The following is a 15,985-nucleotide window of genomic DNA, read 5'->3' on the forward strand; positions in this document are numbered from 1 at the left end:
AAGATGGTTTGAGACCGTGAATTGATCTCTTGTGCAACAGTTTAACACAGCGATCCCGGCGGATCGACCTTTCGCAAGATTAATTTTTGCTCACAGGTTTGATCTGGTTAAAAAACGAGCGCCTTAAATACAACTTTGTGAATAAATTCCGGCTGCAACCCATTTTCTGCATCAACCGTGTCAGCAGGTGATATTGTCTGTATGGTATTGATCCGTTGTTGGTTCTTGTCGTGGTTTTGGGGACGAATAACGGATCTCACATTTCCGGAGATGCCTATGAGGTTGCGTCGGAAAAGTCACGTTTGCCAAGTGCTGGCGGCATTGTGTTTGTTGATCACGCTGAGCGGTGCAAGTGCCGCGACACATGCTGCGACTGCCGCACAGTTGGCCGGTGACCGTGATGCCAAAGCGATAACCCCGCCAATCCCCGATGTCATTGGCGAGCAGGCTTCTGAGCGCGTTGATCTTAAGGAAGGATATGAGTTTCGGGTTGCGGTCGGTGAATGGCCGCCAATGATCAGTGAAACCCTTCCGGACTTTGGCAGGCACGCCAAAAGGTTCCAGACCATATTCAGCGCCATGGGCTTTAAGGTGCAGTTCGTTTTTGTGCCCTGGCAGCGGGCTTATGAGCAAACCCGGCGGGGTGTCTATATCGCGACATTCCCATGGCTTGGAACCGATATACGTATCGATGAGTTTCACGTTCCGCACTATCCGATTGCCCATGCACACCAAAAAGGATTCTACAAAACCACGCGCTTTCCCGATGGTATCAACTTGAACCGGCTGGCCGATGTTCCATTGCTTGGATTGCGGCCCGTCGGGATTGCAAGTTACTGGTATGAAGAAGAATTCAGGAGGCTTGGTATCGCGGCTGATATGGTAAGCAATCCTGAATCAGCCTGGCGGTTTCTTGATGCCGATCGCGCCGATATCCTGTTTGAGGAAGAAGAGGTCGGATGGTTTGATCTGACCAGATTACTGGGCGAAAAGGTGGCTGCGACCTATGCCACCACCGATCCGATAACGACAAACAATATGTTCATCCTGTTTTCGCGCAATCATCCGGATGGCGAAGCATTGATGAGGGCATATGAGCGTTATATTGCCTCTGATGAGGGGCAGGAAATCTGTAAGGAATGGTCCATCTGCAAGGAAGATCTTCCCGCAAGGTCCGGTCAGGATCGTGACAGGAACAGCGAATAGTCGCCCGATCCAAGCAACCCTTGCGGGAATTCCCCGAGGATGGGAGTGATCCAGAACCATATCGGAATTGATCTATAACCAAATATGAATACGTGTTCGATTTGTCCAATCATTATCCCGGTTTGTCCATTCTGTCCAAGCGCCAACCAGCGTATTGTTTCCGCAATGGAATGGTTCTTGTTCCAATTAAAAAAGAACAATCAACAACCGTGATCTTGTGAGGAAATCGTCATGCATGTCCCTGTCGTCATTATCGGTTCCGGCCCGGCTGGCTTGCTTCTTTCCCACCTGTTGCATGTACAGGGAATTGAATCCGTCATTCTTGAACGCAAAAGCCGCGACTATGTCGAAGGCCGCATCCGCGCTGGCGTTCTTGAAATGGGGACAGTTGACCTGATGAAGCGGGTCGGTGTTGATGCGCGCATGAATAAGGAAGGCATCATTCATGGCGGCATCTATATCAGCGTGAATGGCAAACGTACGCACGTGAATATGGAAGAACTCACCGGTGGTTCGACGGTGATGATCTATGGTCAGACCGAAGTCACCAAAGACCTGATCTCAGCCCGTCTTGCCCATGGTGGCGAGATCGTGTTCGAAGCCGAGGATGTCAGTCTGCATGACATTGATGGCGACAAACCGCGTGTTCGATATGTCAAAGACGGCAATGAAACCGAATTGACCTGTGATTATATCGCTGCCTGCGACGGGTTCCATGGTGTCGGCCGCAAGACGCTTCCGGGTGTGCAGGAATTCGAAAAGGTCTATCCGTTTGGCTGGCTGGGTGTTCTGGCCCATGCAAAACCGGTTGCCGACGAACTGATCTATGCCAAGCATGATCGTGGTTTTGCGCTGTGCTCGATGCGCTCGGAAACCGTTGTGCGCCACTATGTTCAGGTGCCCAGCACCGACAAGATCGAAGACTGGTCTGATGACCGCTTCTGGGCCGAACTGCGCACCCGCCTTGGTGAAGAAGACGGTGAACTGGTCAATGAAGGCGAAGTGTTTGAAAAAAGCATCGCGCCGCTGCGCAGCTTTGTCGCCGAACCGATGCAGCATGGCCGTCTGTTCCTGGCAGGGGACGCTGCCCATATCGTGCCGCCGACCGGTGCCAAGGGCCTTAACCTTGCGGCAAGCGACGTTCACTACCTGTCCGAAGCCCTGATTGCGAAATACAAGAACAACCGTCAGGACCTGCTTGAAAGCTATTCGGAGACTGCGCTTGCACGCGTCTGGAAGGCAGAGCGGTTCTCATGGTGGATGACCTCGATGCTCCATACTTTCGGGGATCAGAAAGAATTTGACGGCCGCATCCGCGATGCCGAATTGCAGTATATCCTGTCGTCAAAGGCAGGATTGACCAACCTGTCGGAAAACTACGTCGGTTTGCCTTACTGATTGACGTAACGGGGATACCCACTCCCGTAAGAAGAGCTCCCACTCTTCATTTCCGCCCAGAAATTTCCGACAGGATCTTGGAACGGCCCGCAGCCCACGCGGGCCGTTCCTGTTTTCGCGGTTGAGCCAGGCTGCCCGAAAATGATCACAATTGAATTCGGAACCATTTCCACGACCGACCGTTTCCTGTGTGTTGGATTTCAATACAACAGGAGAAAATCATGGCGACCAAAACCGAGACGACGGCTGATGCTGCAAAACTTCAGGCCGATGTCGATGCACTTCGCAAGGATCTGGCAGAGGTCACCAAGACGCTCCGGACCATGGCGGGCGAGGGGGCGCAAACCCGTACACAGGCCGCAGCCGAACGTATCCGTGAAGTATCCGATCAGGCCCGCGACCAGTTTGATCATGCCCGCGAAGTCGCGGTGGAACGTGTGCGTGAACGCCCGTTATCTTCCGTCGCCGTGACATTCGGTGTTGGCCTTCTGATTGGCCGACTGCTTCAGAAATGATTGACCAGTTGACGCAAACGCTTTCGGGCGCGTTGACAGATCTGGCAAAGGCTGCTGTACGAAAGTGCGCGGTCTTTGCCGTGATCGGTCTTGTGCTTCTGACAGGTGCAGGTTTTTTGCTGGCTGCCGTCTATATGGCGCTGGCTGCGAGTTTCGGGGCAATTGTTGCTGCTATAACGCTTGGCGGCACCCTGATCACGCTTGGTCTGATTGCGCTTGCGATCATCATGCAGCGTGATCCCGGCGACGCGATTGACAGGCCGACGAAGGATGAAATATCGTCAGAACGTGATGCAAGGGAAGATGACGTTCTGTTTGATCTTCTGATCCATTCCGCCATGACCGGCTATGCGACCGGGCAGGGCAACCACCCCAAAATGAAAACGGGGTTTGACCAGATGGTTGCGGACCTTGATGCACTTGGCGTTTTTGGCCGAAAACCCGATGTCAGGGAACCTGATGCCCGTACCACAGACACAACAAAGGCGGGATAGCATTGCTTCCCGCCTTTTTGATTGTCCGATGCGTATCCGGCTTATTCGCCGTGGAAATGCACGGTGCCGATATAGGGCAGGTTGCGGTTGTTCTGGGCATAATCGATGCCATAGCCAACCACGAATTCGTCGGGAATATCAAAGCCACAGAAATCAATCGGGATTTCGACTTCGCGGCGCGACGGCTTGTTCAGAAGCGTGCAGATTTCCAGACGGTTCGGATCGCGGGTCTTGAGCAGGCGGACAACTTCCGAAAGCGTATAACCGGTATCAATGATGTCTTCGACCAGAAGCACATCCTTGCCACGGATCTGACCATCAAGATCCTTTACGATACGCACATTGCGCGAGCTTTCAGTAGAGTCGCCGTAAGATGATGCGACCATGAAGTCGACTTCGACCGGAACGGTCAGCTTGCGGGCCAGATCGGCGATGAATACGAAAGAGCCGCGAAGCAGGCCGACAACTATCAGCTTTTGGGTGTCTTTGAAGCTCTCATTGATCTTGGCGGCAAGCGCGTCAATCTGGGTGGCAATTTCGTCCGCCGTGATCAGCGGCTTGACATCATAATCGGCCATAAATTCTGGTCCTGAAGCGTTGGGTTGTGATGTTTGGCTTGCTAGCACACGAAGGTCGTTCTGACCAGCCCGTGAATGGTAACAGAAGTATAATCCCTTAGATCACAAATACATTATCGCGCCATGGGTGAGGCAAGACATGCCTTTGCGCGGCAGAGATGCGAAGTCTTGCGCCTGAATGTCCCGGCGATCACTGGGATGTTGGCGAGCTGATTGTATTTTCAATGGTGGAATGGGGGATTAGTGATTTCAGGTTTCGATTTCTGACCAAGCTCAGAAAGGCCTGTGCCGCAGGGGATAATGTGCGGCCGGACCGCCAGACCAATCCGATTTGCCGTAACAAGACCGGACTTTCCAGCGGTCGGAATATAAGCGGCGAACGTCCAAGAACCGGCAATGTAAGTGATGGCAGCGCCGTGATGCAAAGCCCCTGGGATACGAGCGCGCCTGCCGTTGCAAGATGTGCGACTTCAAACCGGGGACGAAATAGAAAATTGTTTTGCGCACAGGCAGCATCAATGACGGCCCGGACACTTGTTTCACGCGACATCGCCACCATCGGCTGTGACAGAATTTCTTCCCATTTATAGGTGCGTTCTTCCTGCAAGAAGCTGTTTGGTGCGCCGACTGCGATAAACCTGTCACTTAACAGGCGCTGAAATGAAAGATTGTCGCTATTTTCAACCACATCTGCCGTAAAGCCGATATCGGCACGGCCCATTTCAACCTCGCGAAGCACGCCATCAGATAACATGTCATTGAGTTGAAGGTCGACATCGGGATGGGTGTCCATGAATTCGGCAATCAGCGGCGGCAACAGCCCGGCAGTGACAGAAGGCAGACCCGCAATCGTCAGCTTGCCGCGTCTGGTGTTCAGATATGTGTCAAATTCTGCCAGTGCAGAATCAGTGGTGTTCAGGATGCGTTCGGCGAGTCTCAGGAACATTTTGCCCTGATCGGTCAGCGCAACATTACGTGTGTCACGATCAAACAGTCGCGCCCCGGTGCGTTCCTCGATACGGCTGATCTGGCGGCTCAATGTTGATCCGGAAATGCCAAGTCGTTGAGCCGCCTTACGAAAACTGCCGCTTTCTGCCAGAAGGCAGAAGGCACGTACTTCGTCGGTATCAAGATTGATGCGTTTCATGCATCAATTATCTCACTATTTGATCTTCCTGCAATAAAAAATCTGAACCACACTTTCCGTCCGCCGAGAATAATCAAAGCCCAAGACTTGCCGGCGGAACATCAAACATGCCTGATAAGGCATAGGGAGGAAATATTATGAAAATCACGAAACTCGCCTTGGCGGGCGTGCTCGCCTTTGGTCTGTCGGTGCCTGCATTCGCACAGGACAAATTGCTGATCGGTTCTACTTCGGCTTCTTCGTCGCACTATGGCTATTTCGTTTCTGTCGCCAAGCTGATCAATGATGCGAAGAATGATATCGAAGCATCGGTTGTGGAAACCGGTGCCACGATGGACAACCTGCGTCGTATCGAACGCAACCAGATTGACCTTGGTCTGGTAACCACCAACGTTGCCCAGCACGCCCATTCCGGGACCAAGGCCTTTGACGGCAAGGCGATGGAAAATCTGGGGCTTCTCTGGGTGTATACCGGCGCGCCGCAGAATGTGATTGTGCGCGAAGATGCGGGAATCAGTAGCCTTGCGGAACTGGCCGGACAGCGTTTCAATCCCGGTATCAAAGGGTCTGCAACCGAAAGCACAACAGAGGCTGTTTTCCAGACACTTGGCCTGTCATCTGATTATGTCCGTGGTTCGACCACCGATGTCGTCGACATGATCAAGGATAACCGCGTGACTGGATATGTAAAATCCGGTGCGGGGCTTAAACTTGATAGCTCGACCCTTGATATCGCGACTTTTACACCGATCAAGGTTCTGAGCCTTACCGATGCGCAGAAACAGACCCTTCTTGAGAAAATGCCGGATGTGTCAGTGGTAGATATTCCTGAAGGTGCCGCTGATGGCGTTCCGGCCTATTCGACCTGGAGCTTTGGTGTCGGTGTTGGTGCTTCTGCCAATCTGTCCGAAGATGCGGCCTACAAGATTGTTGATGCCATCATGACCGACAAGGAAGTCCAGGGGGCCGCAATGGCGAGCGTCAAGGGCGTCAATCTGGCAGAGCTGACGCTGCAATATGCGACCATTCCCCTGCATCCGGGGGCCGCGAAATGGTTCCGTGAAAACGGGTATGAAATCCCGGCGAACCTCGATCCCGCAAAATAAAAACAAGCCTTGATACAAAGGGAAAACCGCCATGTCTGGACGTCTCCGGGACGGGTTTGCGTTGCTCGTCGGCATCTTCGTATTCTACACGGCCGCAACAGGTCCGTTTGAAAGTCTGATCCAAAGGGCGGTTTTTCTTGCGCTGGTTACCTGTCTTGGTCTGAGCCTTTTTCCGCTGGGGCAGGGCACGCCCTGGCGGAAGGCAGGCTTGGTTATAGATCTGGTTTTGGCTGCGGTAACAGTCACAGCCTGTTCCTATATTGTTGTGAACTACGACGAGATCATGACGACCCTGCCATGGGCGACCCGGCTTGATATGGTGTTGACACTTGGCCTTGTCGTCACGGTTCTTGAAGTAGGGCGTCGTGCCGTCGGCTTGATCTTCCCGGTACTGGTGATTGCCGGATTGATGTATGCGCTGCTTGGAAAATACATTCCCGGCAGCATGGGGCATCGTGGCTTTGACCTTGAATTTGTCACAGAAACCATTTTCCTCGGCGATCTGGGGATATGGGGGATGCTGACCGGAGTTGCGGCAACCGTGATTGCTGCCTTTGTCCTGTTCGGTGCCTTGCTGCTCCATACCGGCGGGGGGCAGAGCTTTATGGATCTGGCCATGCGGTTGGGCGGACGGCAAAGAGGTGGTGCAGCAAAAATCGCCATCATTTCCAGTGGCCTGTTTGGCATGATTTCCGGCTCGGCCGTTGCCAATGTTGCAACCACGGGCAATTTCACCATTCCGATGATGCGCCGTCTTGGTTATCCGGCGCCACTTGCCGCCGCCGTTGAAGCCGTGGCTTCAACCGGAGGGCAGATCGCCCCGCCCATCATGGGGGCAGCCGCCTTTGTCATGGCCGAGATCCTTGGTATTGCCTATGTCGATGTCATGGTGGCTGCGATTATTCCGGCTGTTCTGTTTTACCTTTCGGTTTTTGTGACGGTCCATATCGTTGCGACCCGCCGTAATCTTAGCCTTGTGCCAGAAGATGAACTTCCGGCATGGTCGGAAATTCTCGCCCTGCGCAAGGTCTTGCCGATTGTGGCCGCCCTAGGCTGTCTTGCCATTGGCATTTTCATGGGGCGGTCGGTTGCGACTTCGGCCTTTTACGGCATGGCCGGTCTGCTGGTTGCGTTCATTGCGACCTCTGTCGGGCGGCTTTCCATGCGCGAAATGTGTGTGCGTGTTCTGGACGGGGTCACCGATGCCGGCAAGGGGATGGTGATTATTGGTGTCCTGCTTGCCGGGGCGCAAATCCTTGTTTCCATGATCAATATGACCGGCATTGGTGTGACGCTCAGTTCGATGATTGTCGCAATTGCCGGTGACTCAACCGTTCTTGTTGCCGTGATTGTTGGTCTGGTGTGCCTGATCATGGGCATGGGTTTGCCGACCACAGCGGCCTATGTGCTGGTTGCGGCTGTTCTGGCCCCGGCAATGACGGCGGTCGGAATTGACCCGCTGACCGCACATCTGTTTGTGTTTTATTTCGCGACGATTTCGGTCATCACGCCACCGGTATGTGTGGCGGTATTTGTCGGCGCAGGTATCGCGCAGACCAACTGGCTACCAGCCGCATTTGAAGCCGTGCGTCTCGGGGCGCTGACCTATGTCGTGCCGTTCATGTTGCTGCTTTATCCAGGCATGATTGGTAGTGGCGGAACACTGGCCGTGATCAATGCGGTTCTGTCGGGGCTTGTTCTGGTCGTTGCCATACCGGCATTGCTGGGCGGGCAGCCGCTTTGGGGGCGCCTGTGGGTGGATCGGGGCTTGTTGCTGATTGTGATTGCCATTGCGCTGTGGCCTGCAATGCTGACCCCGTTGATTGCTGCCGGATTGCTTGGGGCGTGCCTGTTCTTCGGGCGGAGCGCCCGCCGCGCCATGCAGGAGGTCGGGCAATGAAAACCATCCGCATAGGGACCGGTGCCGGGTTTTCTGGCGACCGGGTGGAACCGGCGGTCGATCTGGCCCAACACGGCGACATTGATTATCTGGTTTTTGAATGTCTGGCTGAACGCACCATCGCCCTTGCCCAGCAGGCAAAGATGCGTGATCCGGATGCCGGGTTTGATCCGTTGCTTGAACGGCGTATGCGTGCCGTGCTTCCTGTGTGCCATGAAAAGTCCATTCGGGTCATCTCCAATATGGGGGCAGCCAACCCGGTTGCCGCCGCCAGGCACACCGTTGCGATTGCCCGCGAGCTTGGCTTGACCGGGTTAAGGGTGGCGGCGGTTCTGGGTGATGACGTGCTTGATATCCTGTCGCCTGACGAATTCCACATTACCGAAACAGCCGCTACGTTACGTGATTTCAAAAAGCAGGTTGTATCGGCGAATGCCTATCTTGGTGCAGGCGGGATTGTTGATGCACTTGCGGCGGGGGCGGATGTGATCCTGACTGGCCGGGCTGCCGATCCGGCAATGTTCCTGGCACCACAAATCTTTGAATTTGACTGGAAAATGGATGACTGGACCCTGCTTGGCCGGGGGACGCTGGTTGGTCATCTTCTCGAATGTGGGGGGCAGATCACGGGTGGGTATTTTGCTGATCCCGGTCTTAAGGATGTCCCCGATCTTGCCCGTCTGGGCTTTCCAATTGCCGAAGTCAGTGCCGATGGAAACGCGGTGATTACCAAGCTTGAAGGTTCGGGCGGCTGTGTGACGGCCGCGACCTGCAAGGAACAACTGCTTTACGAAGTGCATGATCCGAAAAAATACATTCAGCCTGACGTGGTTGCCGATTTCTCGGGGGTGCGTATCGAAGAAATCGGGCCGGATCGGGTTGCCATATCCGGTGGTGATGGTTCGCCCAGAACAGGAAGCCTGAAAGTCTCGATCGGTTATATCGATTCCTGCATTGGCGAAGGTCAGATTTCATATGCAGGTCCGGGTGCTGTGGCACGCGGGCAGCTTGCACTCGATATTCTGGATCAACGCCTGGCTTTGGCCGGAATTGACTATGAGGAAAAGCGGGGCGAACTGATCGGGGTTAATTCGATTGTGACGAATGCCGACATGGCAGGGGTACCGCCAAACGAGGTTCGCCTGCGCTTTGTTGTGCGGACAGATGACCTTGCGAGTGCAGCCCGTATCGGCGAGGAAGTCGAAAGCCTGTATCTGAATGGTCCCGCTGGTGGTGGGGGTGTTACCAAAACCGCACGCGAAATCGTCGCAATCGTGTCGGGGCTGCTGCCCGAACATCATGTGCAGACACGTTTCGAAATGATGGAGGCCTGATGATGTTGTTACGTGACATTGCACATTCCCGAACTGGCGACAAAGGCAATATTTCCAACGTGTCCGTTATCGCCTTTGACCCAAAGGACTGGGATGTTCTGGTCCGGCAGGTAACGGCAGAACGGGTGCGTGCCCATTTTGGTGCCATGATCACCGGCCGGGTCGAACGTTACGAACTGCCTCAGATATCGGCCCTCAATTTCGTCATGCATGATGCGCTGGCCGGTGGTGTTACCCGTTCGCTGGCCCTTGATCCGCACGGAAAATGTCTGAGTTCGCTGATCCTGACACTCGATATCGATATGTCAGCGGCCTAGGGCAGGCGGCGGGAAAACCGGAAAGTTATCCCGTCACGCCGCCTTGAAAATGATCGGGGTGTCGCCTTCGTGCCACTGGTCATACTTGATCATGGCGCGCTCAAAGAAAGATGATTTCAGGAAGTCATTCAGCCAGCGTTGCAGATGGACAAACGGCATGGCGTCAAATGCTTCAAGGTCGGTATTGGCAAACTGGCGGATAAAGGGCGCAATGGCAAAATCAGCCAGTGCCGGGCGCGACCCGAACAGGTATTTGCCAACCGCCAAACGGCCATCAAGCCGGTTAAGGATCTTTTCCGCATCCCGGCGATGTTCGGCCGGATCAGCATCCTCGTAGCGGTTGAAATATTTATAGCGATCAAGATGATATTTGAACGGGCCGTCATTTTGCGAAATCAGGGCCAGCATATCATCAAGTGTGCCGCTTTCGGGATTAAGCCAGTCATGCGGGTCATTCTCGGCCAGTGCCCAGACCATGATTTCAAGGCTTTCATCAATCACCGTGCCATCGGGCAGGATCAGGACCGGAACGGTGGCCTTTGGCGATGCATCAATCATGCTTTGCGGTTTGTCGCGCAAGACAACTTCGCGCAGTTCCACATCAATATCGGCTGCCAGAAGCGCAATACGTGCGCGCATGGCATAGGGACAGCGACGGAAGCTGTATAAAATCGGGCGTGCGGACCCGTCTGTTACACTGTCAGCAGAAGATTTGATTTCGGTGGTTTGGTCATGATTGGGCATATATCCGGATTAAACGGTGCATGCGGCGAATGCAACTGCTTATGCGTGCAAAGTCGGGCAGATGAATGTGATCTGGTGAAAATTGATCAAAACGGCGTTTTTTGATCAATTTTGGTCGTTGCGGGCTTGATTTTCAGGGGCAGTTTGTGAAAGGACAGTGCACCAGTTTTACGTCCGGGCCGAGGAAAGAGGGCAGACGCCAAAGCGTCGATGCGATATCCTGTGGTCTGACAGTTAAAAGCCGATTGGAAAGAACAAGGGGCAAGTCCTATGACACCGACCGAAATCGCGCGCGTTACCGATTATCTGCGCCGTACCTTTGACAATAACCAGATCGCGATTGATGCACCGAAGAAAAAAGGTCATCCGATCGAGATGCGCGTTGGTGACGAGTTCGTTGGCGTTCTGCATCGTGACGAGGATGAAGGCGAAGTCAGCTATTCGCTGAATATTGTCATCCTTGAAGAAGACCTGCCGCCGGCACCGTGATCGGCAAAGCCGTTCAGACATGAAAACGCCCCGCGCCAGTTTGGTCGGGGCGTTTTTTTATATCACGACAGCATCTGGCGGATTTCATCTGGGGTCGGGACCTTGCCTTCGACCAGAATGTCATCATCAATCATCAGGGCCGGGGTGCGCATGATCCCGGCATCAATGATCCGGTTCACGTCGGTGACTTTTTCGATCTCGTATTCAAGTTCAAGGGCCTGTGCAGCGGCTTCGGCGTTTTTGGCCAAGGCCTGACATTTTGCGCATCCGCTGCCGTAAATACTGATTTTCATCCGAGCACTCCTGTTGAGCGAGACTATTGGAAATTGCCATAAATAAAGCCTGAAACGGTGGCCATGACGACGACAAGCGCGCAGTAAACCAGTGTCTTCTGCGTGCCGATTACGGTTCTGATCACCAGCATATTGGGCAGGGACAGGGCAGGCCCCGCCAGCAAAAGCGCCAATGCCGGGCCTTTGCCCATGCCAGCCCCCATCAGGGCCTCGACAATCGGAACTTCCGTCAGGGTCGAGAAATACATGAAGGCCCCCAGAACCGATGCAAGTGCGGTCGAGGTCAGGGAATTATCCCCCACGGCGGCCTGCACCCATTGTTCGGGGACAAGTCCTTCGTGGCCCGGTCGGCCAAGCAGCAATCCTGCGATAAAGACACCGATCACCAGAAGCGGCAAAATCTGTTTGGTGAAATCCCAGCTTTGCGTCACCCATTCACGATCCTGATCACGCGAAAGCGCCACCATCATCAGGCCGATAATGCCGACGCCAAAGGTCAGTTGCGGATAGTGCGGAAACAAAAGCGCAATCGTGACAAGAAGGGCTGCAAGGACAAGAACCTGTTTGGGCGGCCAGTTCCATTGCCAGATCAAAAGCCCGGCAAAACCGGCCGCAAGCAAGGCCGTGATGACCCATTTAACCTGATAGATCGCCATCCAGCCCGGACTGTCAGGAACCGACGCCCAGTTGGCAAACACCAGAATACCTATCATCAGGCCGAAAAACGCGATGGTGATCGAAAGCGGCTTGCCCTCGTCATCTGCGCCAAAACCGCGTCTGGGTTTCAGGGCGCGTTCGCCTTCCTCGCGGCGATAGATCAGGTGCATGATCAGGCCAATGACAATCGCAAAGGCGATGGCACCAATCCCGCGTGCAATGCCGATTTCTGCCCCCAGAACCTTGGATGTCACGACGATTGCAATCACATTGATCGCCGGACCGGAATATAAAAACGCGATGGCCGGGCCAAGTCCGGCACCACGTTTGTAAATCCCCCCGAAAAGCGGCAGGACCGTACAGGAACAAACCGCAAGCAGCGTTCCCGAAACGGACGCAACGCCAAGCGCGACCGGGCGTGATGCATCCGGCCCGAGATAGCGCATCACCGATCCCTGACTGATATAGATTGCCATGGCACCGGCAATGACAAAGGCCGGAAGCAGGCATAAAATGACATGCTCGCGTGCGTACCAGTTGGTCAGATAGACGGCCTCAAGCACGGCATTGTCAAACCGTCCTGTTCCTGCCGGAATGAAATAGATTGCCAGAAAGCCCAGTGCGATGACGGCAAACAGGCGGCCTTCACGGGGATTCTCGCGATAAAGCGTCATCAGGGTATTGAGCATTCACGGGCTCCCATTGGCGCCGTTCGGGCAGGTTGATCAATATCTGTTTTAAAATCTATCAAATGTCGGGGCATAAAACCTTGAGCTATCGCAACCTGTGATCACCGGACGGTTTTTAGATGTGCCAATAAAAAACGCCCCGAACCAATGCGGATCGGGGCGTTTTACGATTGATATCCAGGGTGTGTGATCGGGGGTTAAGCCGCGTTGCTGGCGTCTTCGGATTTGATGACCTTGTGGGTGTCTTCATTCATGCCAAGCTTCCAATAGCTTGAAATATAAAGATCATCCTTGCCAAGTCCACGTTCCTCGCGGAAATAGCGCCGCAATTCCTTCATCGCACTGAACTCGCACGCGGCCCAGACGGATGCCCGGCCTTCAAGCCAGCCAATCTTGCGTACCACATCAACAAGGGCTGTGGTGTTTTCACCCGGACGCGGATTGATCACCCACTCAATTGTCATATTGGCGGGCTTTCGGATCGACTGAATATCGGCCTCGGACCGGACCTCGATCACGGCATAGCCGCGTGCATCTGCATGCAGGGTTTCAAGATTGACCGAAACAGCGGGCAGGGCCGTCATATCGCCAACAATCAGGAACCAGTCAGCCGTCGGATCAACCAGCTTTTTCGGGCCGGGGCCGCCAACCGTGATTACATCACCGGGTTTGCAATTTACCGCCCAGTTTGATGCCGGGCCGCCATGATCATGGTCGTCATCGGCATCGCCATGCATGACGAAATCAAGATCAATCTCGCGGCCCTGATCGGTCATGCGGTCATGACGCACCGTATAGGTCCGGCGCAACACACGGTCCTTGTCATCGCCATCAATCGGGAAGATCAGTTTGACATAGGCACTTTCCTGATCCTCAGGAAAGCCTGCCATGCCGTCACCGCCAAGGGTAACGCGCAGCATATTGGGGGTGACTTGCGTTTTTGCGATCACGACAAGATCGCGCGGGGCAGGTCTGTTCATTGAAGTCTCCTAGGAACCACAGGGGTCGAGGTTATCAGCCATCAGGTTGGCGATTTCGACAAAGTCCCTGATTTGTTGGGGCGTAAGGCCGCGTGTCATGCGGGATCTGACATCTTGCTCGACCGCACGGAAGGCTTCCATGCGGGTCTCGCCTGCGGTCGTCAAATGCAGCGTCTGACTGCGTCGATCAATGGGGTGCGGGCGGCGTTCAATCAGCCCGTCATTTACAAGTTCCTGCAAAAGCCGTGTGATGCGGCCTTTGTCCTGACCTGATTTTTCGGCCATCTGCTGGGCGGTGATGCCCGGAATGCGGACGATCCATTTCATTACGCGCTTGTGCGAAATCGGCATCGGCATATCGGCATCAACCATCGCATTCATCAGGCTGCGTTTATAGGCATGGACAAGCCGATGCAGGGTTTCACCCGGGACGTGTGCCTGATCCTGTTCGATCATGATCTCTCTCGCTTTCTTGTATTCACAGGCCCGCCGGGCTTGTGATCCTGCCGGTGCGAAGGGCATGGCGACGACCTTCGCAAATAAGGGCCGATGTCAGGGCGGCACCACTTGCCACCATCATGATGGTATCAAAGTCAAACGAAGTCCCCGTGCCGATCAGGATCGCGGCAAGGGCCGCACCGACCGATTGCCCGGTCAGGCGTGCGGTTGACAACATCCCGCTGGCCCCGCCCGAACGTTCGCGCGGCGCACTGGTCAGCATCAGGCGGTTATTTGGGGCCTGAAACAGTCCGAACCCGATCCCGCAGATCGCAAGGGCAGCAATAATTCCGCCATAGCTGCCTTCTGCCGGAACAAAGGTGACGGCAGAAAGCCCGACGGCAAAGACCATCATGCCAAGCCCGGTCAGACGGATCGGCGAATATTTATCGGCCAGCCGTCCGGCAACGGGGGCGGCAACTGCGGTGGCAAGCGGCCAGGGCGTCATCAAAAGTCCGGTCATGGTCGGGCTATAACCCAGCACGTCATGGAAATAGAAAGGCAGGGTGACAAACGCAATCATCTGGGCGCAAAAGCCAAAGATCGATGACCCGATGGAACAGGCAAAAATCGGCAGCTTCAAAAGATCAAGCGGCAACATCGGCCGATCCTTGGACAATTGGCGTCGCACCAGAAACGCACCGGCAATGATCGCAATGGCAAATTGCGCAGTAATCAAAGCCGGGCTGCTTTCGGTGCCCACATTGCCAAGGGCCGAAATCAATCCGCCAAAGGCCAGGACATTCAAAAACGCACTGATGAAATCAAACCGGGTGCGGCTTGGCGCGTTAAAGGGCAGGGCGAAATAGCCGACAATGATCGCCAGAACCGAAATCGGCACATTGATCAAAAACAGCCAGTGCCAGCTTGCGACCGCCAGAATGGCCGAGGCAATGGTCGGTCCACCTGCGGCCGACACCGAAACCGTCATGGCGATCCAGCCAATCGCACGGCCAAGTTTGGCCTGCGGGAAGATATGGCGCATGACCGCACCATTGATGCTCATCAGTGCTGCGGCACCAAGGCCCTGCAACACGCGGGCTGCGGTCAGAATTTCGATATTCGGGGCCATGGCACACAGCAATGATGCGATCCCGAAGATCGCAATGCCGCTCAGATATACCTTGCGAAACCCGATGGCCTCGCCAAGGGCGGCAAGCGGTAACAGGGCAACAACAATGGCCAGCTGATAGGCAGTGACAACCCAGATGGCATGGGCGGGCGAAACGCCCTGATCCTGCGCAATGATCGGAAGCGCCACATTCATGATCGTGCCATCCAGCACGGCCATCATGATGGTCAGCAACACCGCGATGGCGGCAAATCCGGCCCGCGGGCTTGGCAATCCGTCCGGGTAAATGGTGGTCGAAATCTTCATGGGGCGATTTCACTTTCAGACTAACAATGGCGCAAGGCGGCACATTCCAGCGGACGGCAAAGCATTGCGCAATTCGGTGACACGCGAGGGGTGCGGGGCGGATACAGAAGCCGGGGAATGGGGGGCGAAAGGCGTCTGTATCTGCGAGCTTATTTGGTTGACTATATCAACTATATGAAAGTAGTTGATTGTGTCAACTATGTTTTCTGATCTTCTGGTCAGAGAGATGTCAACAGCCCTACAGCCGACATTAAACGATAAT

Annotated in this window: 17 protein-coding genes; 9 read left to right on the plus strand and 8 right to left on the minus strand. The window is 54.6% G+C overall.

Annotated elements, in window-relative coordinates:
* Positions 1-276 precede the first annotated feature (276 nt).
* The 4 genes from TH30_RS06280 (at position 277) to TH30_RS06295 (ending at position 3,613) form a co-directional block, all read left to right on the plus strand.
* Complete coding sequence (locus tag TH30_RS06280; protein ID WP_147251945.1) at positions 277-1,206, plus strand: type 2 periplasmic-binding domain-containing protein; 930 nt, start codon at positions 277-279, stop codon at positions 1,204-1,206.
* Between the two features lie 231 nt (positions 1,207-1,437).
* Positions 1,438-2,604 carry a 4-hydroxybenzoate 3-monooxygenase gene (gene pobA, locus TH30_RS06285; protein WP_114097245.1) on the plus strand — a complete coding sequence of 389 codons (1,167 nt, stop codon included), beginning with the start codon at positions 1,438-1,440 and terminating at the stop codon, positions 2,602-2,604.
* A 221-nt stretch (positions 2,605-2,825) separates the two neighbouring features.
* Entirely contained in the window at positions 2,826-3,119 is a 294-nt protein-coding gene (locus TH30_RS06290) for an ElaB/YgaM/YqjD family protein (RefSeq protein ID WP_114097246.1), read from the plus strand.
* Positions 3,116-3,613, plus strand: a complete 498-nt coding sequence (locus tag TH30_RS06295) for a phage holin family protein (protein WP_114097247.1) — start codon at positions 3,116-3,118, stop codon at positions 3,611-3,613. Before TH30_RS06290 ends, TH30_RS06295 begins: the two co-directional genes overlap by 4 nt.
* A gap of 41 nt (positions 3,614-3,654) precedes the next feature.
* Here TH30_RS06295 and hpt read toward each other — a convergent pair whose 3' ends face one another.
* Positions 3,655-4,191 carry a hypoxanthine phosphoribosyltransferase gene (gene hpt / locus TH30_RS06300; RefSeq protein WP_114097248.1) on the minus strand — a complete coding sequence of 179 codons (537 nt, stop codon included), beginning with the start codon at positions 4,189-4,191 and terminating at the stop codon, positions 3,655-3,657.
* Positions 4,192-4,381: 190 nt separating this feature from the next.
* On the minus strand, positions 4,382-5,338 hold the full coding sequence (locus TH30_RS06305; protein WP_114097249.1) for a LysR family transcriptional regulator: 957 nt from the start codon (positions 5,336-5,338) through the stop codon (positions 4,382-4,384).
* Positions 5,339-5,475: 137 nt separating this feature from the next.
* Between TH30_RS06305 and TH30_RS06310 the strand changes: the two genes are divergently transcribed.
* The 4 genes from TH30_RS06310 to TH30_RS06325 are packed head-to-tail and all read left to right on the plus strand — an operon-like array spanning position 5,476 to position 9,995.
* Positions 5,476-6,444, plus strand: coding sequence for a TAXI family TRAP transporter solute-binding subunit (locus tag TH30_RS06310; RefSeq protein ID WP_114097250.1), 969 nt, complete (start codon positions 5,476-5,478; stop codon positions 6,442-6,444).
* Between the two features lie 31 nt (positions 6,445-6,475).
* Complete coding sequence (locus tag TH30_RS06315; protein WP_114097251.1) at positions 6,476-8,344, plus strand: TRAP transporter permease; 1,869 nt, start codon at positions 6,476-6,478, stop codon at positions 8,342-8,344.
* Positions 8,341-9,678, plus strand: a complete 1,338-nt coding sequence (locus TH30_RS06320) for an acyclic terpene utilization AtuA family protein (protein WP_114097252.1) — start codon at positions 8,341-8,343, stop codon at positions 9,676-9,678. Before TH30_RS06315 ends, TH30_RS06320 begins: the two co-directional genes overlap by 4 nt.
* A complete protein-coding gene (locus tag TH30_RS06325) occupies positions 9,678-9,995 on the plus strand; it encodes an AtuA-related protein (RefSeq protein WP_309471200.1) in 318 nt (105 codons plus the stop codon). Before TH30_RS06320 ends, TH30_RS06325 begins: the two co-directional genes overlap by 1 nt.
* Positions 9,996-10,028: 33 nt before the next feature.
* On the opposite strand, the gene TH30_RS06330 is transcribed toward TH30_RS06325, so the two are convergent.
* Positions 10,029-10,739, minus strand: a complete 711-nt coding sequence (locus TH30_RS06330; protein ID WP_114097253.1) for a glutathione S-transferase — start codon at positions 10,737-10,739, stop codon at positions 10,029-10,031.
* A 270-nt stretch (positions 10,740-11,009) separates the two neighbouring features.
* On the opposite strand from TH30_RS06330, the gene TH30_RS06335 reads away from it, so the two are divergent.
* On the plus strand, positions 11,010-11,228 hold the full coding sequence (locus TH30_RS06335; protein WP_114097254.1) for a DUF3126 family protein: 219 nt from the start codon (positions 11,010-11,012) through the stop codon (positions 11,226-11,228).
* Between the two features lie 62 nt (positions 11,229-11,290).
* Here TH30_RS06335 and TH30_RS06340 read toward each other — a convergent pair whose 3' ends face one another.
* The 5 genes from TH30_RS06340 to TH30_RS06360 form a co-directional block, all read right to left on the minus strand.
* On the minus strand, positions 11,291-11,521 hold the full coding sequence (locus tag TH30_RS06340) for a thioredoxin family protein (protein ID WP_114097255.1): 231 nt from the start codon (positions 11,519-11,521) through the stop codon (positions 11,291-11,293).
* Positions 11,522-11,544: 23 nt separating this feature from the next.
* Positions 11,545-12,867, minus strand: a complete 1,323-nt coding sequence (locus TH30_RS06345) for a permease (protein WP_114097256.1) — start codon at positions 12,865-12,867, stop codon at positions 11,545-11,547.
* 197 nt (positions 12,868-13,064) lie between these two features.
* Positions 13,065-13,847, minus strand: coding sequence for a siderophore-interacting protein (locus TH30_RS06350; RefSeq protein ID WP_114097257.1), 783 nt, complete (start codon positions 13,845-13,847; stop codon positions 13,065-13,067).
* 9 nt (positions 13,848-13,856) lie between these two features.
* Positions 13,857-14,303: a MarR family winged helix-turn-helix transcriptional regulator gene (locus TH30_RS06355; RefSeq protein WP_114097258.1), complete on the minus strand. Its 447-nt coding sequence runs from the start codon at positions 14,301-14,303 to the stop codon at positions 13,857-13,859.
* Positions 14,304-14,325: 22 nt separating this feature from the next.
* On the minus strand, positions 14,326-15,723 hold the full coding sequence (locus TH30_RS06360; protein WP_114097259.1) for an MFS transporter: 1,398 nt from the start codon (positions 15,721-15,723) through the stop codon (positions 14,326-14,328).
* Between the last annotated feature and the right edge of the window lie 262 nt (positions 15,724-15,985).

It is taken from the genome of Thalassospira profundimaris (assembly GCF_003326795.1).
Lineage (GTDB): Bacteria > Pseudomonadota > Alphaproteobacteria > Rhodospirillales > Thalassospiraceae > Thalassospira > Thalassospira profundimaris_C.

Excerpts from the sequence above, each read along its gene's own strand:
- TH30_RS06295 (WP_114097247.1), top strand. The coding sequence starts at position 3,116 with ATGATTGACCAGTTGACGCAAACGCTTTCGGGCGCGTTGACAGATCTG.
- TH30_RS06325 (WP_309471200.1), top strand. The coding sequence starts at position 9,678 with ATGATGTTGTTACGTGACATTGCACATTCCCGAACTGGCGACAAAGGC.
- pobA (WP_114097245.1), top strand. The coding sequence starts at position 1,438 with ATGCATGTCCCTGTCGTCATTATCGGTTCCGGCCCGGCTGGCTTGCTT.
- TH30_RS06320 (WP_114097252.1), top strand. The coding sequence starts at position 8,341 with ATGAAAACCATCCGCATAGGGACCGGTGCCGGGTTTTCTGGCGACCGG.
- TH30_RS06360 (WP_114097259.1), bottom strand. The coding sequence starts at position 15,723 with ATGAAGATTTCGACCACCATTTACCCGGACGGATTGCCAAGCCCGCGG.
- TH30_RS06310 (WP_114097250.1), top strand. The coding sequence starts at position 5,476 with ATGAAAATCACGAAACTCGCCTTGGCGGGCGTGCTCGCCTTTGGTCTG.
- TH30_RS06345 (WP_114097256.1), bottom strand. The coding sequence starts at position 12,867 with ATGCTCAATACCCTGATGACGCTTTATCGCGAGAATCCCCGTGAAGGC.
- TH30_RS06355 (WP_114097258.1), bottom strand. The coding sequence starts at position 14,303 with ATGATCGAACAGGATCAGGCACACGTCCCGGGTGAAACCCTGCATCGG.
- TH30_RS06305 (WP_114097249.1), bottom strand. The coding sequence starts at position 5,338 with ATGAAACGCATCAATCTTGATACCGACGAAGTACGTGCCTTCTGCCTT.
- TH30_RS06350 (WP_114097257.1), bottom strand. The coding sequence starts at position 13,847 with ATGAACAGACCTGCCCCGCGCGATCTTGTCGTGATCGCAAAAACGCAA.
- TH30_RS06330 (WP_114097253.1), bottom strand. The coding sequence starts at position 10,739 with ATGCCCAATCATGACCAAACCACCGAAATCAAATCTTCTGCTGACAGT.
- TH30_RS06335 (WP_114097254.1), top strand. The coding sequence starts at position 11,010 with ATGACACCGACCGAAATCGCGCGCGTTACCGATTATCTGCGCCGTACC.
- TH30_RS06290 (WP_114097246.1), top strand. The coding sequence starts at position 2,826 with ATGGCGACCAAAACCGAGACGACGGCTGATGCTGCAAAACTTCAGGCC.
- hpt (WP_114097248.1), bottom strand. The coding sequence starts at position 4,191 with ATGGCCGATTATGATGTCAAGCCGCTGATCACGGCGGACGAAATTGCC.
- TH30_RS06315 (WP_114097251.1), top strand. The coding sequence starts at position 6,476 with ATGTCTGGACGTCTCCGGGACGGGTTTGCGTTGCTCGTCGGCATCTTC.
- TH30_RS06280 (WP_147251945.1), top strand. The coding sequence starts at position 277 with ATGAGGTTGCGTCGGAAAAGTCACGTTTGCCAAGTGCTGGCGGCATTG.
- TH30_RS06340 (WP_114097255.1), bottom strand. The coding sequence starts at position 11,521 with ATGAAAATCAGTATTTACGGCAGCGGATGCGCAAAATGTCAGGCCTTG.